We start from the raw sequence: 16,676 nt of genomic DNA on the forward strand, positions 1-16,676 counted from the left end.
TTATGACAACGTGACTGGTACTGGTCACAAGAGAGGGGCTGTTGTGAGCACGATTTCGACAACGTCTGGCCAGCTCAAAGGCGCCACGATTGCGGTGGGAGATACCAAGGTAGAAGCCTTTTTGGGTGTTCCTTATGCACAGCACCCAACGGGCTCGCTGCGCTTTGCTCCACCCCAGCCAATCGAGTGGGATGGCGAGTGGGATGCCACTGAGTGGGGACCAACGGTAAATCAAGAGCAATACGCGAAAGAGATGCTGGCGATTGTGGACAACCCACTTCGTGAGCTGCGTCATGGGAACGATTCTTCGCTCAACCTCAATATCTTTAGCCCGGACACCGCCGGTTCCGCACCGGTGCTGGTCTACATCCACGGCGGTTCATTCCGCCAGGGCTCGAACTCAGTAGGGCAGTGGAGCGGCGATCGCTTTGCCCGCGATGGCGTGGTCACCGTGACCATTAATTACCGCCTGGGCGTCGAGGGTTCTTTTAGCACCGACAAGTCTTCCAACAACGGTCTGCGCGACCAGATTGCAGCTCTGCAGTGGGTCCAAGACAACATTGCTCAGTTTGGCGGTGACCCGAATAAGGTCACCGTGGCAGGTGAGTCCGCCGGTGCGATGAGCGTTGGCCTGTTGCTGACCTCCCCGGCGGCGAAGGGCCTGTTCCACCAAGCAATTTTGAGCTCTGGTGCAGCTGGTAATTCCTTGAGCCTGGAGGCCGGCAAGGCTGTTACCGCTCGTTTCTTGGAGTTCCTCGGCCGCGGTACGGACCCGGCAGCTATCGCAGAAGCCAGTGATGAAGAAGTCATCGAAGCCGCCAAGCAGACCCAGGCTTATGCACAAACCCCGGAGGCAGCAGGCGAGCTTCACGATGCCTATCTGTCCTCCATGGTCTGGCAGCCCACCGTCGATGGCGACATCATCCCGACTACGCCGATTCAGGCCCTGCGTGAGGGCCATGGCCACGACGTTCCGGTCCTGATTGCTACCAATGAAGACGAAGGCAGCCTCTTTATTGTTGCCTCTGGCCTGGCAGCCCAGATGAACGAGGAACTCATGGGTCCAGTACTCGCCGCACTGACCGGGCGTCCCGAAATCGCTCCGGAAATCGCCGAAGCCGCCCGCCGCAGTGAGGAGCAAACCCTGGGCAAGGTCGCCGAGCACGCTTACGACGACTGGAAGTTCCAGGTCCCACTCGCCGAATTCATCGATGCCCGTCACACCGGTAATACCCAGCCGACGTGGCGCTACCAGTTCACCTGGGATGCCCCGATTTTCGAGGGCGCTTTGGGCGCGCTGCACACCCTGGACCTGTCTTTCGTCTTCGACACCTTGGATGACGAAGGTGCGCAGCGCCTGGTTGGCAACAACGCCCCGCAAGCACTTGCCGATGCCCTGCACGGCGCCTGGGTGTCCTTTGTTAAGGAAGGCGACCCCGGTTGGGAACCAACCAAGGACGCACCAGGCCCTACGGCCATCTTCGACGCTGAAGGCTATGACGTCGCCGATTCCGTTGGTGCGGATGTGCGTGCCCGCTACGCGAAGTTCCGCTAGTAGATACCCCTAATCACAACTCCATATCTTCCATCCAAAATTCTCCAGAAAAGGAGGCAGCATCATGGCTGCTAATCAAGAACTGAAGTCCCGTTACGAAGAAGAGCGCATCAAGCGCTTGCGTGCTGAAGGCGTTGGTCAGTTCACCAACCTCGAAGGCGTTATTGACCCGGAGCACCAGGACCCCTTCAAGGAGGTCGAAGACCGCGCACCAGTGTATGACGATGTCGAGTTCACCTTCGTCGGAGGCGGCTGGGCTGGCTTGATGACCGGTGCTCGCCTGAAGGAAGCGGGTATTAACGTCCGCTATGTCGAAAAAGCCGGCGGTTTTGGCGGTGTCTGGTATTGGAACCGCTATCCAGGCTTGATGTGTGATACTTCGTCGCTGATTTACCTGCCTTTCCTCGAAGAGACCAAGTACACCCCGACTGAGTTCTACGCACACGGTCCAGAGATTCTGGAGCATGCTAATCGCATCGCTAAGCAGTACGACCTCGGCGAGAATTCGCTGTTCCACACCCGCGTGACCGAAGTGGAGTGGAGCGAAGACAAGAAGCGCTGGATCGTGCGCACCGCACGTGGCGATGAGTTCACCACCAAGTTCCTGGCTCTTGGTTTGGGTGCTCTGCACGTCGCTAAGCTGCCCAACTTCCCAGGCATCGAAGATTTCAAAGGCGACTGGTTCCACACCTCTCGCTGGGATTACTCCGTGACCGGTGGTTCTGCGACCGAGCCAATGGACAAGCTCAAGGACAAGCGCGTGGCTGTCATTGGTACCGGTGCTACCTCCGTGCAGATCGTTCCGGAGCTTGGCCGCGACGCCAAGGAACTGCTGGTCTTCCAGCGCACACCTACCGCTGTCAGCGCACGCGATAATGGTCCTTTGCACTACGACTGGCTCGAGGAGATGCAGTCTGAACCGGGCTGGCAGGAAAAGCTCTACAACCACTTCCTTGAGTGGTTCGAGGATTGGCGCTTCGGCTCCGGCATCTTGAATGAGGAGCACACCCCGAACTGGATCAACGATGCGTGGACGAATACCGGCGAGCTGGTGGCCGGCTACCTCAAGGAGTACAAGCCGAAGAACAAGGAAGAAGCCCGCAAGGCACTTTATGCTGCGGATGAGGAACTCAGCGGCAAGGTGCGCGCTCGCGTCGATGGCATCGTCAAAGACGAAAAGACCGCGGAAATGCTCAAGGCGTGGTACCCCTTCTGGTGCAAGCGCCCGGGCTACCACGACGAGTACCTGCCGACCTTTAACCGCGACAACGTCCACCTCGTGGATACCGATGGCAAGGGTGTTGAGCGCATCACCGAAAAGGGCATCGTTGCCAACGGCAAGGAATACGAAGTTGATGTCATCATCTATGCCACCGGTTTCCAGTACAACCGCGACCTTTCCCGCGTACCGGGTGTGAAGATCATCGGTCGCGATGGGCTGGCTCTCGATGACTTCTGGGAGGAAGGCCTGCAAACCCTGCATGGTTTCCAGGTCAACGGCTACCCGAATCTCTTCCTGCAGCAGTCCATCCAGGCTGCCTACTTGGCTTCCAACGTGCCGCAGAACTACATCTACGCGTCCAAGGCCATCCGGGACCTGGTGAGCAAGGCTCGGGAGAATGGCTACGAGACCATCGAACCCACCAAGGACGCCCAGGACAAGTGGGTTCAGTTCCTGGAAGAAAACTCCAGCCCGAACGATGACCCGGAGTGCACCCCGGGCTACTACAACAATGAGGGCAAGGCACCAGGCAAGCGCGAGCAGCGCTCCGTCGGCTACCCCTACGGTCCAACCGCCTTCTTTAAGTACTTCGAGAACTGGCGTGAAGAAGGCTACGACGGCCTGCAGTTCGCCTAATTAACCACCTGTAGAAGGCATCGCCTGCGCTATCGCATCGACAAAAAGACGCGGTAGCGCTTTGGCGATCTATGCGCTTACCAGCACTCATGCATCGCTGGTGTCGATTAATTGAAAATGCGCAAAGGTAACTTGTTGTACACATCACCCCGTTAGATTGGGGACAACGAAAGGACACTTTATGACTGACATTGTGAAACGCACAGACGACAACGGCATTGCCACGTTGACTATTTCTCGCCCTAAGGCCCGCAACGCCATGAACGCCGAGGCTCGCGTCGGGCTGCGACAGCGCCTGGAGGAAGTACGTGACGACGACAGCGTCGATGTGGTCATCATTACCGGTGATGGCGATTCCTTCGTCGCAGGTGCCGACATTAATGAACTCGCAGTCCGTAAGGCCGGGGCTGGTTTGGACGGCGAGATGCAAAAGCTTTTCGATGTCCTGTCCAACTTCGACAAGCCCACCGTCGCCGCCGTCGGTGGTTACGCTCTCGGTGGTGGCCTCGAACTCGCTCTGGCCTGTGACATTCGCGTCGGTTCCACCAACGCGCTTTTCGGTCTGCCCGAGACCGGCCTCGGCATCATCCCCGGTGCTGGCGGCACCCACCGCCTGGCCCGCATCGTCGGTACCGGCATGGCCACCGACATCATCATTACCGGCCGCAAGCTCTCTGGTGAAGAAGCACTGAATACCGGCCTGATTACCTACCTCGTCGAACCTGACGAGCTCGCCGCAACTGCCACCAAGGTTGCCCAACGCATCCAGCGCAAGGGACCATTGGCAGTGCGCCTGGCCCGCGAGATTCTCTCCAAGGGCCCACTCGACCACGCCACCGCCATGAGCTTCGAGCGCGTCGCCCAAGCACTGCTGTACTCCAGCCCCGAGCGCGACGAGGGCACTAGCGCCTTCCTCAACAAACGCCACGCGGACTTCTCCGAGGTTCGCTACGACCGTAACTAGCTGTCGAGGGGTCCCTCGACAACTAGTTACCTATAAACAAGAAGGATCGACATGTCTATTAACACCGTTACCGTTATTGGCTCTGGCACTATGGGTGCACAGATTGCCATGGTCTCTGCACTATCTGGTGCCCGCACCTTCGTTGTGGATATCAAAGACGAGCCACTCAAGGCAGCAGAAGAGATGCTGCACAAGCGTATGAATAGGGACATCGAAAAGTCCCGCCGCACCCAGGACGACGTGGATGCTGCCTTTGGACGTCTGACCTTTAGCACCGACCGCGATGCCGCAGCCGCCGAGTCCGACCTCATCATTGAAGCCGCCACCGAGAACATCGACATCAAGCGTCAAATCTTCGAAGGCGTCGATGCCGTGGCCCCTGAGCACGCCATCATCGCGACGAACTCCTCCAACATCGTCTCCTCCGCACTGGCTGATTCCACTAAGCGCCCCGACCGCGTATGCAACATGCACTTCTTCAACCCGGTACTGATTATGACCTGCGTGGAGGTCGTCGGCGGCGAGCACACGTCCACCGAAACCTTGGACGCTGTGGCCGAGTTCGGCGAGAAGATGGGCAAAGACGTCGTGCGCCTGAACAAGGAGGTGCCAGGCTTTATCGCCAACCGCTTGCTCAACGCGCTGCGCGCGGAAGCACTTGAGCTCTACGAAGACGGCGTTGCTGATTTCAAGGACATTGACGTCGCAGCCAAGACCGCACTGCGCCACCCGATGGGGCCGTTTGAGCTGATGGACATGACCGGCCTGGATGTGGTCTACATGATCCGGAAGGCCGAGTACGAGCAGACCGGCGACCCGGCATCGCTGCCATCGAAGTCGGTGACTGAGCTCTACGAGCGCGGCGATTACGGCCGCAAGACCGGCAAGGGCTGGTACACCTACGACAAGTAGGAGCGCGGGCCTAGAACAGGTCCCAGATGGTCACGCACAGGATGATAAATCCGAAGACAAAGACGAAGATGTTCCAGGGGTCACCGCGGAACTTCTTGTATTCCTTAACGCGGGAGAACATGTAGACCGGCAGCATGAAGATGAGGATGGCGTCGAAGATGCCGCCGACCATCGAAATCAAGTCCAGAATGGATGGGTTATATACCGCGACCAGCGTCGCGGTGACGAAGATGAAGATGTAGACGGTATTGAGCAACGTGCGGCGGGAAACCTTTTCCGCCGTGCGTGGGGCGACCAGGCGCAGCATGTAGGAAGCGCCCTCTTCTGCGCCCAGCATGGTGCCGAAGTAGGAGGACATGATGGCAAAGATGACCACGACCGGAGCCATCAGTGCCATGACGGGCGTGCCGGTGACGTTGGCGAAGTAGGACAGCACCGGGATGTTTTGCTCGGTGGCCTCGCGCATGCCTTCCGCACCCAGGGCCAGCACACACGACCAGACGAAGAACATCGTGAAGATAACCAGCAGTAGCGCGGTGTAGAGCTCTGTGCGGGTGACACGCTTTTCGGTGTGCTTGCCATAGGTCGGCTGCATATCCACAGAGAACTGCGACAGGCCCGCCATGTGTGAGAAGGAAAAGGCCAGTACTGGCAGGATGAGCAGGAAGCCGAGCAGGACGTGCCAGTTGGTATCGCCGTAGTCGAAGTTATAGAAGCTCTCGAAATCCCACATCGGAATCAGATACACCGAGGTGGCAAACAGAGTGATGATGAGTGGATAGACCAAAATCTGCGATAACCACAGCATCGGTTTGCGTCCGATGGCGAAAATGCCGGTCATAAAGCCCACGCACGCAATGGAGAGAACCCAGCGGTTAATCGAGGGGCCGTTCAGCTGATTGACGATGAAACTGTCAATAGCGTTGGTCAAACTAATGCCGTAGATGAATACCGTGGGGATATTCGCCAGCGAGTACATCAACGCCACGAAGAAGCCAGTGCCAGGGCCTAAGTACTTACGTACTAGTTCCAGGACATCTTTGCCGTGGTCTTTGACCGGAGCACCACTGACGATGCGCGCAAAGGTGCGGTGTGCAAAATACACCAGCGGGAAGATAATCAGCGTGGCGATAAACAGCGGCCAGAAGCCAAAAGAGCCAGCATTCAGCGGCAAAAAGAGGATGCCTGCGCCCACCGCGGTGCCAAAGAGGGTGATAACCCAGGTGGCAGTGGAACCGGCGGAGGCGCGCTTGAAGGTGACATCGTCAGCTGGTGCGGACGCAGTAGAACTCATTTAATTCATGCTACTGCATAAAACTAGAGTTACTCAATTTCGGGGTCTTCAGCACGTGCTTGCTCGAAGACTTCCTTCGCCGCACTTAAGTTAATAATCGCAATGACCACGCCGACCAGGACGTCGGGCCAGATGCTGAACCAGAAGATGGTGAGCACGCCAGCGCCCAGGATGAGGACGTTGGCGGCAACATCGTTGCGCGCGGCCAGCCACGCGCCACGGGTGAGTGCATTGCCGGAACGCAACTGGACCAAAAGGATTGCACAGAGCAAGTTGAGCAGGCCGGCACCAATGGCGGTGGCCGATAGTGTGAATGCCTCCGGTGGTTCGCCAGAGACAATCTTGTAGATGGCCATGCCGAGTGCCGCACCCGCTGGGATAAGGATGAGTCCGGCCAAGCCATAGCTAGCCTTGCGACGCCCCGCAGCCGACCAACCCAGTGCCGTGAGCACGAGGGCATTGATGAGGAAGTCTTCGAGGAAGTCGGCGGCATCGGCAAGCAACGCAGCAGAACCAATGCGCGCGGCGATAAACGCCTCAACCAAGCAGCCCAACAGATTAAGCACCGCCACGATGGCGACGATGCGGCGTGCGCTGCGGCTTAAGCTGGAAGAAGAAAGCTCGTTAGTAGTCATATCCTGAAGTTTGTGAGTATTCATCAGCGCCGATGCGTTGGAGATAGGTGCGGCGCATGAGTCGGATGGCGGGGCGGGCGGCCATGGCAAAGCTGCCCACTAAGAATATAGAGGTACTCACCGTGGAGTATCCCATCAGGCCAACGACGGAACCGGCAATGAACACAACCGCGATGGCAATGTCATTGGCGATGGAGATGGTTTCGTAGCGGTTGCGGATTTTGATTTCGTTGTTGCGACTGAGCTTGAGCTTCAAGTCGGGATCGTGGTCAGTCATTACCCCTAGTCTGACATACGAAAAGGGTCCGGAATGAATCCGGACCCTTCTCGCGTTCTCTATCTCTCTCATGCGTACCGCATCTCAGCCGTACGAGATTCATTATGCGCACCGGTGCTGGCACGGCAGTGGAATGAGGCTGGCAATTGCCTGTCGATTTAGATTCGTTTTGGTCACGCTGGGTCCGTGGCCCATAGCCAGGGGCAGCGCACCGTCTGGAGATACGAAAAGGGTCCGGAATGAATCCGGACCCTTCTCGCGTTCTCTATCTCTCTCATGCGTACCGCATCTCAGCCGTACGAGATTCATTATGCACAGCCACGCTGAAACGACAGTGGCACGAACCTGGCAACTACCTGCCGGTTTAGAACCTCGAGCTACCGCCTGAGCCGGAGAAGCCAGAGCTAAAGCTGGAGTTGACCCCGCCAGAAGAACTGTTGGAGTTGAAGGATTGCGCCGTCGAATTCCAGACACTGAGCTGGTAGTAGGGGATAAACCCGTAGACACCAGCACCGGCAAAGAAGCCGCGGTCGTAGATATCTGCTTCCTTTGGTGTCTCGTCAGCGTTGTTCTTCTGTTGCAGCAGGTTCTGCAGCGCATGCATGGCGCGCGAACTGCGGTTGAGCAAAGTCAGGTAGTTCTCCATGAACTCTGGCTGGGTGGGATTGTGGCTCAGTTCGCGTGCATCCCGTTCTAGGATGCGCAGTTCCTCTTGCAGCGATTCGGCATGCTCACCTGCCTCGACGCTGGCGTCGTGTAGGTCTTCTTCGAGTTTGTAGAGCTCGTGCTTGCGGGTGGCGGCGTCGGCATGCTCCATGCCATAGAGCTTGTCGATGTTCTCCTCGGCCACCTCCATGCGCTCACAGGTCTGCGCAGTCTCGGCGAGCTTGTCTGCGTGCTTCTCAAATTCTTCATCGGGGGAGGTTGCACTGAGCTGGCTCATGGGAGAGACCTTGCGGTCGAGTTTGAGGAAGTCTTTGCGCAGTTTCTCCCACTGCCTGCGCAGATGCGCGTTAAGCAGGTCAGAACTTAAGGAATTCGCACGGATATCGATCGCATCCAGGCGTGCAGCCACATCGGCATAAGTCTGGGAGACGTAATCCCAATCCTCGCGGGCGGTGACCACGTTGCTTTGCTTCTTGCGGCGGGAGCCAGCACCGATACCGACGATGGTTGCAGCAACCACACCCGCACCGACACCGCCACCAGTAACACCAAAGTCGCGATCAGATTTAGCTTCCTCGTAGGTGCTCTCGCTGAGTTTTTCTGCACTCACTGCGTTATCGGCACCAGCAAAAAGACCGGCCGGGATGTTGTTATCCCGCACGCCGGGCTTGATGGCATCGAGGGATTCTTCCAAGTGATCTGATTCGTCTTTAAGCTGATAGGCCTCAGCGACATCTTCACCGGCAAAGATGAAGGCCTGCCGCGGATCGAGTCCGACACCAACGAAGAGTTGGCCATCAGTGAAGTAGTCATCGCCGATGAGATCGGGGTGGTGGTCGCGCAGGTAATTCTCCACAGTGTCATTGACGTTGTCGTCGTTTGTCTCAAACACCATGTAGTTGACCTGCTCGACTTCTTCGGCGACATCGATGCGTTCGATATCGCGGAGCATGCGGCGTTCATCGTCAGGCGTGAGCACATCATCCGGGTCCATAATCTCTACCGTCGGTTGCTGCGTCGCAGGCTTGACGATGTAATCCTCCTGCTGCGGCGACTCAAATACAGAGGACAGGCCAAAGAAAGAACCGCCGGCGACGAGGAGTCCGCTTCCCAGTGCTGCAGCAGTGAGCTTTCCTGCGCTCATAACCTTCGGTCCGCGACTAGCCGCGAAGGGTTGAACCTCTTTGCGTTCACTGCGGTCGTAGTCGTCGTACATCGATGGCCTTTCTGCCAGTGACAATGGATGTGAAGTACTACATAGTCTAGCAAGAAGTGGGTTACCTAATCGCTCCCATAAGGTGTTCTGTGGCTGTAAAGATACACCGAGGGCCTGGACTGTGTGTCCAGGCCCTCGTGCTCTCTCTATCTCTCATGCGTACCAGGTCTTAACCGGTACCAGAGCATTGTGGATCTGGAACCTGTTTTCGCCATTCTGACACGCTGATAATTGATTAAATATCCATCGAGAGACATGTCAAAGAGCCAGTTAACAGTGGCATACGCAACTAATAGTCTATCTGATTTCTGGAAAGGTTTAGGGCGGATACGGCCGGCTTAGTCTTTGGTCAGGATCGCTGCCAGGCTTTGTCCTCCGCCGATGCACATGGTGACGAGGCCGGTTGTGAGGTTGTTGCGTTGCATTTCGTGGGAGGCGGTGACGACCATGCGGGCGCCGGTGGCGCCGACGGGGTGGCCCAGGGAGATGCCGGAGCCTACTGGGTTTAAGCGTGGGTCGTTAGCGTCGATGCCCCATTCGTCGAGGCAGGCGAGTGCTTGGGCGGCGAAGGCTTCGTTGAGTTCGATGAGGTCGATATCGTCCCAGGTAAGGCCTAGGCGTTTAAAGAGTTTGTTGGTGGCTGGGACTGGTCCGATGCCCATGCGTTCTGGTTCGACACCGGCTACTGCCCAGCCACGCAAAGTGACTACGGGTGTCAGTCCTAGTTCTTGTGCTTTGGCGCGGGTGGTGACGATGACGGCGGCGGCACCATCGTTTTGGCCGGAGGCGTTACCGGCGGTAACGGTTGCTTCGTTGTCTTGTGTGCCCATGACTGGGCGTAGTTTGGCTAGTTTGTCGGTGGTGGTATCTGGGCGTGGGTGTTCGTCTTTGTCGACGATGATTGGGTCGCCTTTGCGTTGGGGGACGGCGACGGGGACGATTTCGGCGTCGAATAGTCCTTGTTCTTGGGCTTTGCCTGCGCGCTGTTGAGAGTTTGCGGCTAGTTCGTCTTGGGCTTTACGGGCGATGGTCTTTTCGCGGCGGAGGTTTTCTGCGGTTTCGATCATGCCACCGGCAATCGGGTGGTGGCAGCCGCCGGCGGTTTCGCGTGCTTCTTGGAGGCGGTCGCGTAGTTGCAGGTTGCCGGCTTTAGCGCCCCAGCGGATGGAGGCATCTACGGTGTATTCGGTACGTGACATTGATTCCGCACCACCGGCGATAATGAGGTCGGCAGCTCCGGCGGTGATGTGTGCGGCGGCGGTAGCGATTGCTTGTAGGCCGGAGCCGCAGCGGCGGTCGAGTTGCATGCCGGGTACGGAGTCGAGGCCGGTATCGAGTGCGACGATGCGGCCTAATGCTGGTGCGGCACCGTTAGGGGAGGCTTGGCCAAGAATCAGGTCGTCGATATCTTCTGCCTTTAAGCCGGTGCGTTCGACTATGGCGCTTACGACGGTGGAGGCTAGGTCTTGGACGGGGACGGTTTTAAAGACCCCGCCGAAGCGGCCAACTGGTGTGCGCAGTGGTGAGCACAGGACAATATCGTGGTCGTTCATGAATTCTCCGTTTCTTTTTGCTTCTTTTGGCGGGGTCGTTGAGGTGACCACGAGTGTAGTGTGCGTCACACGGAGAACAAGGCTTATGCCTAATTGGTATGAGTTGTTGCGGAGCGGGCCTAGAGTAGGTCCGGGTGCGTGCTGTTAGGAAGCGTCGGCGCGCACCATTGAGGCAGGTGACGGGGTGCCGCGCACTGCGGAGACGGTGAAGTTAGCCATGTGTGGCAGGTAGCGATCGTCGGAAGCTTCAATTGGGGTGCCATCGAGTGTGAAGGCGTGACGACGCACGCGCAGCAGGGGAGTGCCAGGGGTGACACCGAGTAGTTCGGCATCTTCTTCGTTGGCGCCAACAGCATCAATGGTGCGGGTGGCATGCGAGATATCCACTCCACAGTTGAGGAGCTGCTGGTAGATAGAACCAGAATCCGGGTCGAAGACGAGTACGTGCTTGCCCACCTCAAGGGGATAGTTGAGGCGCTCGACCATGGCGGGTGTGCCGTCCATAAGGCGCAGGCGCAGCACGGACACGATGGGATCGTCGGTGTTGATTTCCAAGCGAGTGGCCATCTCCGCATTAGCGCGGCAGCGGGTTACCCACTGGGTTTCCTGGCCTGGCTCGATACCGGAGTTGTGGCACCACTGGGAAAAGGAAATGATGTCGTCGAAGTCCTGAGTCGGCACAGTATCGAGCACGCGCGAGCGACGGCCTTGTCCAGAGGAGATGAGCCCTTCGTTGCGGAGGGTGGCAACAGCCTGGCGAATGGTTCCGCGCGCACACCCGTACTGCCGGCACAGCTCTGCTTCCGAGGGGATAGATGCGCCGGGGGCGAGTTCTCCTTCTCGGATTTGTTTGCGGAGGTCTGCGGCGATTTCCTGGTGTTGCTGCTGACGGGCCACTGTTGCAGACAAGCCTTTCGTAAATAGGTGATGCTTCAACGAGATTGTTCCCATCCTAAAGTATCTGTCCTGCCTATGTAGGTTAAGAGAAGATGAACCTTTGTTTAACCTGTCTAGGCAAGTCTCGACAGGTGGGGTGCGGCGGGCAATAATAGCCTTATGAAAACAGATGTGATTGTTGTAGGTGCAGGCATTATCGGCCTGGCCAGTGCATTTTTGGCCCGTAAGCATAGACTGTCGGTGCGTGTCATTGATCGTTCGGAACGCCCGGTGGGCTCATCCATTCAGAACTTTGGACATGCGTGCTTCACTGGACAAGCTGATGAAGTTCAAGATGCTGTGTGGTCCTCGCGCGAAGGTTGGCTGAAGGCGGCTGAGGCGACGGGGCTGTGGGCATCGGAAAGCGGCACATATTTGCCTGCCCAGTCTGAGGTAGAACTGCAGGTCCTGGAAGAATTCGCGCAGCACCGTGGTTCGGAGCAGGTTCAATTGATTGATGCTTCGGCCATCGCCGAAGGCATCGGCAATCCGGACGCAAAGAGCCTGGGTGGCGCGTACTTGCCGCTGGATATGCGCGTGAATCCGCGCGAGGCGGCACCGCGTATTGCGGCGTGGTTGGCAGAAAATGGGGTGAGCTTCGAGTGGCGTCACGAGGTCAAGGAAGTTGCTGATGGCACCGTGAAGACCAACCGCGGGGAGTTTACCGCGGAGCGTGTCATCTGCTGCCCGAACTTCTTTATGACGCAGCTGTTCCCAGAGATCGCAGACAGGTATGAAATCCGGGTGTGCACGCTGGTCATGGCGCTGCTCGAGCGCCCGGAGCGCATTCCGCAGAACCTGGCAATGCTGACTGGCACCGCACTGGGGCGCTATGACGGCTTTGCGGCGATGCCGAGCATCGACAAGTTCAAGCAAGACTTGGCGCAGCGCGAACCGGAACTGGTTGATTGCATTGCCAACCTCATGGCCACTGGTATTCCGGAGGGACTGCTGGTGGGCGATTCGCACGAATATGACCTGTCGCCGGAACCGTTTATTGATGAAACGGTGGGGCAGTTGCTCATTGACAAGACGACGGGATTGTTGGGTATTGATTCCCCGCGTGTGCTGCAGCGTTGGCAGGGCCGTTATGCGGATTCGCCGCTGGCCAATTTGATTGTGGAGCGCCCGGATGAGCAGACCTGTGTGCTGGCGGCAACCTCGGGTATTGGTATGACGATGTCCTTCGGTTTGGCCAACGTGGCGTTGCAGGGAGATGAACTCCCGACGGCATAAATGACCGTCAGGTTACTTGTACATGAACTCTTTCTACACGACTAGACAAGCTGTACAAGTCGGGTGACAATAAATCCAGAAACAAGCCCACTACCTGCTCAAAGGACAATTCGTTGAAGTCTATCAAGTTGCTCACCGCCCTTCTGGCCACCGTTCCTTTTGCCGCTGCGTGCGGTTCGGCAGATTCTGCTGACGACGCCCAAACTCTCACCTTCGCCGCCATTCCTTCCGAGTCTTCTCAGTCTCTGCAGTCTTCCTACGACAACGTGATTGCCATGCTGGAAAAAGAAACCGGCGTGAACATCGAATTCCAGGACGCCTCCGACTACGCCGCAGTGGTCGAGGGCCAGCGCGCTGGTCAGATTGATATCGCCAGCTTCGGTCCTTTCTCCTACATCTTGGCTAAGGACTCTGGCGTTCCGATTGAGCCGGTTGCAGCTCAGGCCGATACCGATGAGGGCCTGCCGGCATACTCCTCGCTGGCCTACGTCACCGCTGATTCTGACATTTCCTCCCTGGAGGATCTTCAGGGCAAGAAGGTCTGCCTGGTCGACCCGTCGTCGACCTCCGGCTACCTGGTCCCGACCAAGGGCTTCATCGATGCAGGTATGAATGTCGAAGCTGACATTGAACCCGTCATGACCGGCGGCCACGATGCCTCCTTGCTGGCACTGCAGGACGGTGCCTGCGATGCTGCCTTCGCTCACGATTCCATGCTGACCACCCTGAATGATTCCGGCCAGCTCAGCGAAGATGACGTCAAGCCCATCTGGGAATCCGACCCGATTACTGAGGACCCGGTAGTGCTCAACACCGAGACCGTCGATGCAGAACTGCTGGAGCAGATCGGCACCACCTTCCGCGAGAAGATCAACAAGCCAACCCTGGTCGAAGAGGGCATCTGCGAATCTGAGGACGACTGCGTTCTGCCGGAGGAAACCGAGTGGGGCTACATGCCTGTCGAGGATTCCGACTTCAACGCCATCCGCGATATCTGCGAGGCCACCCAGGCTGAGGCCTGCGACTCGATTGCTTAAACACTCCGCCTGCGAGACAAGAAAGACTTTTCCCATGACCCCTGAACTGCAAAAAGAAGTCGACGCGCAATACGCCGTCCAGATCCAGAACGTCACTAAGGACTTCGGCGGCGGTGTGCGCGGCCTCGACAACGTCAAGATTGGTTTCCGCACCGGCGAAATCACAGTACTGCTCGGCCTGTCCGGTTCCGGTAAGTCCACCCTGCTGCGCCACATCAATGGCCTGCACACACCCACCAAGGGCAGCGTGCGCGTGCTGAGCCAGGAGGTTAACTCGCTGAACAAGCGCGAGCTGCGTAGCCTACGCAAGGACGTCGGGGTCATCTTCCAGTCTTTCAACCTCGTTGGCCCGATGTCGGTGCTCGAAAACGTCTGCACCGGCGCACTCGGCGAGCTCAAGGGCCCGCGCCTGTCGCTGATGATGTACCCGAAGGCCATTAAGCAGGAAGCCCTGCAGACCCTCGAGCGCGTCGGCCTGGCTGCCCAGGCTCACCAGCGTGCCGACACCCTGTCCGGTGGACAGCAGCAGCGCGTCGCTATTGCTCGTGCACTCATGCAGCATCCCAAGGTGCTGCTTGCCGATGAACCCGTCGCCGCCCTGGACCCCGTCTCTTCGGCTTCGGTCATCGAACTGCTGGAACAGATTTGCCGCGAAGACGGCCTGACCGTGATTTCTTCGCTGCACCAGGTCCAGCTCGCCGTCGATTTCGCGGACCGCATCATTGGCCTGCAGTCCGGCAAGGTCGGCTTCGACCGTTCCACCGAGGGCATGACCGCAGAATCTGCGAACGAAATCTACCAGTCCGTGGCAGTGGCACCTGCCGCTCCGACGGCATCGGCAGCAGCGGAGGCCTAAATGTCTACAGCTCTAGCAACCACGCCTACTAGGCGTCCCGTCGATATCAACCGCTGGGCTGCGACCTTAGTCCTCATCCTGCTTGCCGTACTGGGTGCATGGTCGGTCCAATCCATTGGCATCAACATCGCCACCTTGGCTCAGTCCGCAGATAATGCGCAAGCATTCATCGCGCGCATGTTCCCACTGGATTTCCCACCGGTAGCAGAACTTGCCAGCATGATTTTTGAGTCCCTGGCCGTTGTCTTTTTGGCCACGGCACTCTCCGTTGTCCTTTCGCTGCCACTAGCCGTGTGGGCTGCGCAGCGCACCGCCCCAAACAAGGGCATGCGCTATACCTCCCGCAGCATCATCGTGCTCATGCGTGCCATCCCGGACCTGGTCCTGGCCATTATCTTCATGCGTATGTTCGGCCTGGGCGCCATTGGCGGCATCCTGGCACTGGGCCTGCACTCCATCGGCATGGTGGGCAAGTTATACTCCGATGCCATCGAAGAACTTGACGATGGCCCACGCGAGTCCATCGAATCCACCGGCGGCACCCGCACCCAGCAGATCTGGAGTGCCATCCCGCAGGCGCTCATGCCACAAATCATCGCCACCGCGCTGCACCGCTTTGATATCAACCTGCGCACCTCGGTCCTGCTGGGCTACGTCGGTGTTGGCGGCATTGGCCTGGCGATTGCCGATGCCATGCGCATGATGAACTACCAGCGCGGCATGGCACTTGCCCTCGTGGTGCTGGTGCTGTGTATCGCCGTGGAATTCCTCTCCGGTGCCCTGCGCGCAATTATTCTGCGCAAGTCCGGTGCCAGTGCACCGCGCACCTGGGCTGACAACATCTTTAACCCAAAGGAGAAGCAGCCTGTCGATGTCGGCGTGACCCCACCGTGGAACTGGTCCCGCATCCAGCGCTTCCTCACCATTGCGATTGTCTTTGCACTCCTGGTCGCCTCCACCATGCGCGTCGAGCTGAACCCACAGCAGATCTTCCAGGGTCTGCTCGAGCTGCCAGAGACCCTCGCCCTCTTCTTCCCGCCTTCTGCTGCGGGCATGGCCGGTGACCTCTTCCTGCTTTTGCTGGAAACCCTGCGCATCGCCCTGGCCGCTACCTTCCTCGGCGCAGTACTCGCGCTGCCGATCGGCATCCTGGCTGCCCGCAATGTCGTAGCGAATAAGGCGGTCTACGGATTCTTCCGTACCCTCATCGTGGTCATCCGCGGTATCCCGGAGCTCATCCTGGCGATTGTCTTCGTGGTCATCTCTGGCCTGGGCGCTGTCGCCGGTACCTTGGCTCTCGCTCTCGGTGCGGTCGGCCTGCTATCCAAGCTCATCGCCGACTCGATTGAAGAAACCGACGTGGACGTCCAAGAAGCCGTGCGTACCTCCGGTGCCACCGAGGCACAGATTTTCTTCTCGGCCACCTTGCGTCAGGCCGCCCCGGCATTCGTGGCGCACACGCTCTACCTGCTGGATACCAACATCCGCTCGGCGACCTTGCTCGGTGTCGTGGGTGCTGGTGGCATTGGCTTCCAGCTGCTCAACGCCTCCCGCGTTAACCAGTTCGAGGTTGTCACCTACATCCTCATCCTCATGGTCGCTGTCGTCCTGCTTGTCGAGCTGCTGTCCATGTGGCTGCGCAAAGCCGTGCGCTAGATTCAACGTTTACAAGGAGAAATCA

At 58.2% G+C, this 16,676-nt stretch carries 14 protein-coding genes; 8 read left to right on the plus strand and 6 right to left on the minus strand.

Annotated features, from left to right (window positions below; genetic code table 11):
* Positions 1–43: 43 nt before the first annotated feature.
* The 4 genes from UL81_RS02900 to UL81_RS02915 all read left to right on the plus strand — a co-directional run bounded on the left by UL81_RS02900 (position 44) and on the right by UL81_RS02915 (position 5,289).
* Positions 44–1,555: a carboxylesterase/lipase family protein gene (locus UL81_RS02900; protein ID WP_046453238.1), complete on the plus strand. Its 1,512-nt coding sequence runs from the start codon at positions 44–46 to the stop codon at positions 1,553–1,555.
* A gap of 64 nt (positions 1,556–1,619) precedes the next feature.
* Positions 1,620–3,413, plus strand: a complete 1,794-nt coding sequence (locus UL81_RS02905) for a flavin-containing monooxygenase (protein WP_035106836.1) — start codon at positions 1,620–1,622, stop codon at positions 3,411–3,413.
* 181 nt (positions 3,414–3,594) lie between these two features.
* Positions 3,595–4,377 (plus strand): enoyl-CoA hydratase/isomerase family protein, encoded by a 783-nt coding sequence (locus tag UL81_RS02910; protein ID WP_035106837.1) that lies wholly within the window; start codon positions 3,595–3,597, stop codon positions 4,375–4,377.
* 51 nt (positions 4,378–4,428) lie between these two features.
* Positions 4,429–5,289 (plus strand): 3-hydroxyacyl-CoA dehydrogenase family protein, encoded by an 861-nt coding sequence (locus UL81_RS02915; protein WP_035106838.1) that lies wholly within the window; start codon positions 4,429–4,431, stop codon positions 5,287–5,289.
* 10 nt (positions 5,290–5,299) lie between these two features.
* Here the strand turns inward: UL81_RS02915 and UL81_RS02920 are convergent, their stop codons facing one another.
* The 6 genes from UL81_RS02920 to UL81_RS02945 form a co-directional block, all read right to left on the minus strand.
* A complete protein-coding gene (locus tag UL81_RS02920) occupies positions 5,300–6,583 on the minus strand; it encodes an amino acid permease (RefSeq protein WP_035106839.1) in 1,284 nt (427 codons plus the stop codon).
* Between the two features lie 29 nt (positions 6,584–6,612).
* A complete protein-coding gene (locus tag UL81_RS02925; RefSeq protein ID WP_035106840.1) occupies positions 6,613–7,218 on the minus strand; it encodes a cation transporter in 606 nt (201 codons plus the stop codon).
* Entirely contained in the window at positions 7,208–7,495 is a 288-nt protein-coding gene (locus tag UL81_RS02930) for a YrhK family protein (protein ID WP_035106841.1), read from the minus strand. The genes UL81_RS02925 and UL81_RS02930 overlap by 11 nt, the downstream gene beginning before the upstream one ends.
* Before the next feature lie 364 nt (positions 7,496–7,859).
* Positions 7,860–9,305 (minus strand): DUF5129 domain-containing protein, encoded by a 1,446-nt coding sequence (locus UL81_RS02935; protein ID WP_236684497.1) that lies wholly within the window; start codon positions 9,303–9,305, stop codon positions 7,860–7,862.
* A 410-nt stretch (positions 9,306–9,715) separates the two neighbouring features.
* Positions 9,716–10,930: an acetyl-CoA C-acetyltransferase gene (locus tag UL81_RS02940; RefSeq protein WP_035106843.1), complete on the minus strand. Its 1,215-nt coding sequence runs from the start codon at positions 10,928–10,930 to the stop codon at positions 9,716–9,718.
* A 144-nt stretch (positions 10,931–11,074) separates the two neighbouring features.
* Positions 11,075–11,839: a GntR family transcriptional regulator gene (locus tag UL81_RS02945; protein ID WP_236684498.1), complete on the minus strand. Its 765-nt coding sequence runs from the start codon at positions 11,837–11,839 to the stop codon at positions 11,075–11,077.
* Between the two features lie 147 nt (positions 11,840–11,986).
* Between UL81_RS02945 and UL81_RS02950 the strand changes: the two genes are divergently transcribed.
* The 4 genes from UL81_RS02950 (at position 11,987) to phnE (ending at position 16,651) form a co-directional block, all read left to right on the plus strand.
* The gene (locus UL81_RS02950; protein WP_035106845.1) at positions 11,987–13,102 is read left to right on the plus strand and encodes a TIGR03364 family FAD-dependent oxidoreductase; all 1,116 of its coding nucleotides are present in this window, start codon (positions 11,987–11,989) and stop codon (positions 13,100–13,102) included.
* A gap of 113 nt (positions 13,103–13,215) precedes the next feature.
* Positions 13,216–14,139 (plus strand): phosphate/phosphite/phosphonate ABC transporter substrate-binding protein, encoded by a 924-nt coding sequence (locus tag UL81_RS02955; protein WP_035106846.1) that lies wholly within the window; start codon positions 13,216–13,218, stop codon positions 14,137–14,139.
* A 34-nt stretch (positions 14,140–14,173) separates the two neighbouring features.
* A complete protein-coding gene (gene phnC, locus UL81_RS02960; protein ID WP_046453240.1) occupies positions 14,174–14,995 on the plus strand; it encodes a phosphonate ABC transporter ATP-binding protein in 822 nt (273 codons plus the stop codon).
* Positions 14,996–16,651 (plus strand): phosphonate ABC transporter, permease protein PhnE, encoded by a 1,656-nt coding sequence (gene phnE, locus UL81_RS02965; RefSeq protein WP_035106847.1) that lies wholly within the window; start codon positions 14,996–14,998, stop codon positions 16,649–16,651.
* Positions 16,652–16,676: the final 25 nt, after the last annotated feature.

Origin of the sequence: Corynebacterium camporealensis (assembly GCF_000980815.1) — a bacterium.
GTDB classification, from domain to species: Bacteria; Actinomycetota; Actinomycetes; order Mycobacteriales; family Mycobacteriaceae; genus Corynebacterium; species Corynebacterium camporealense.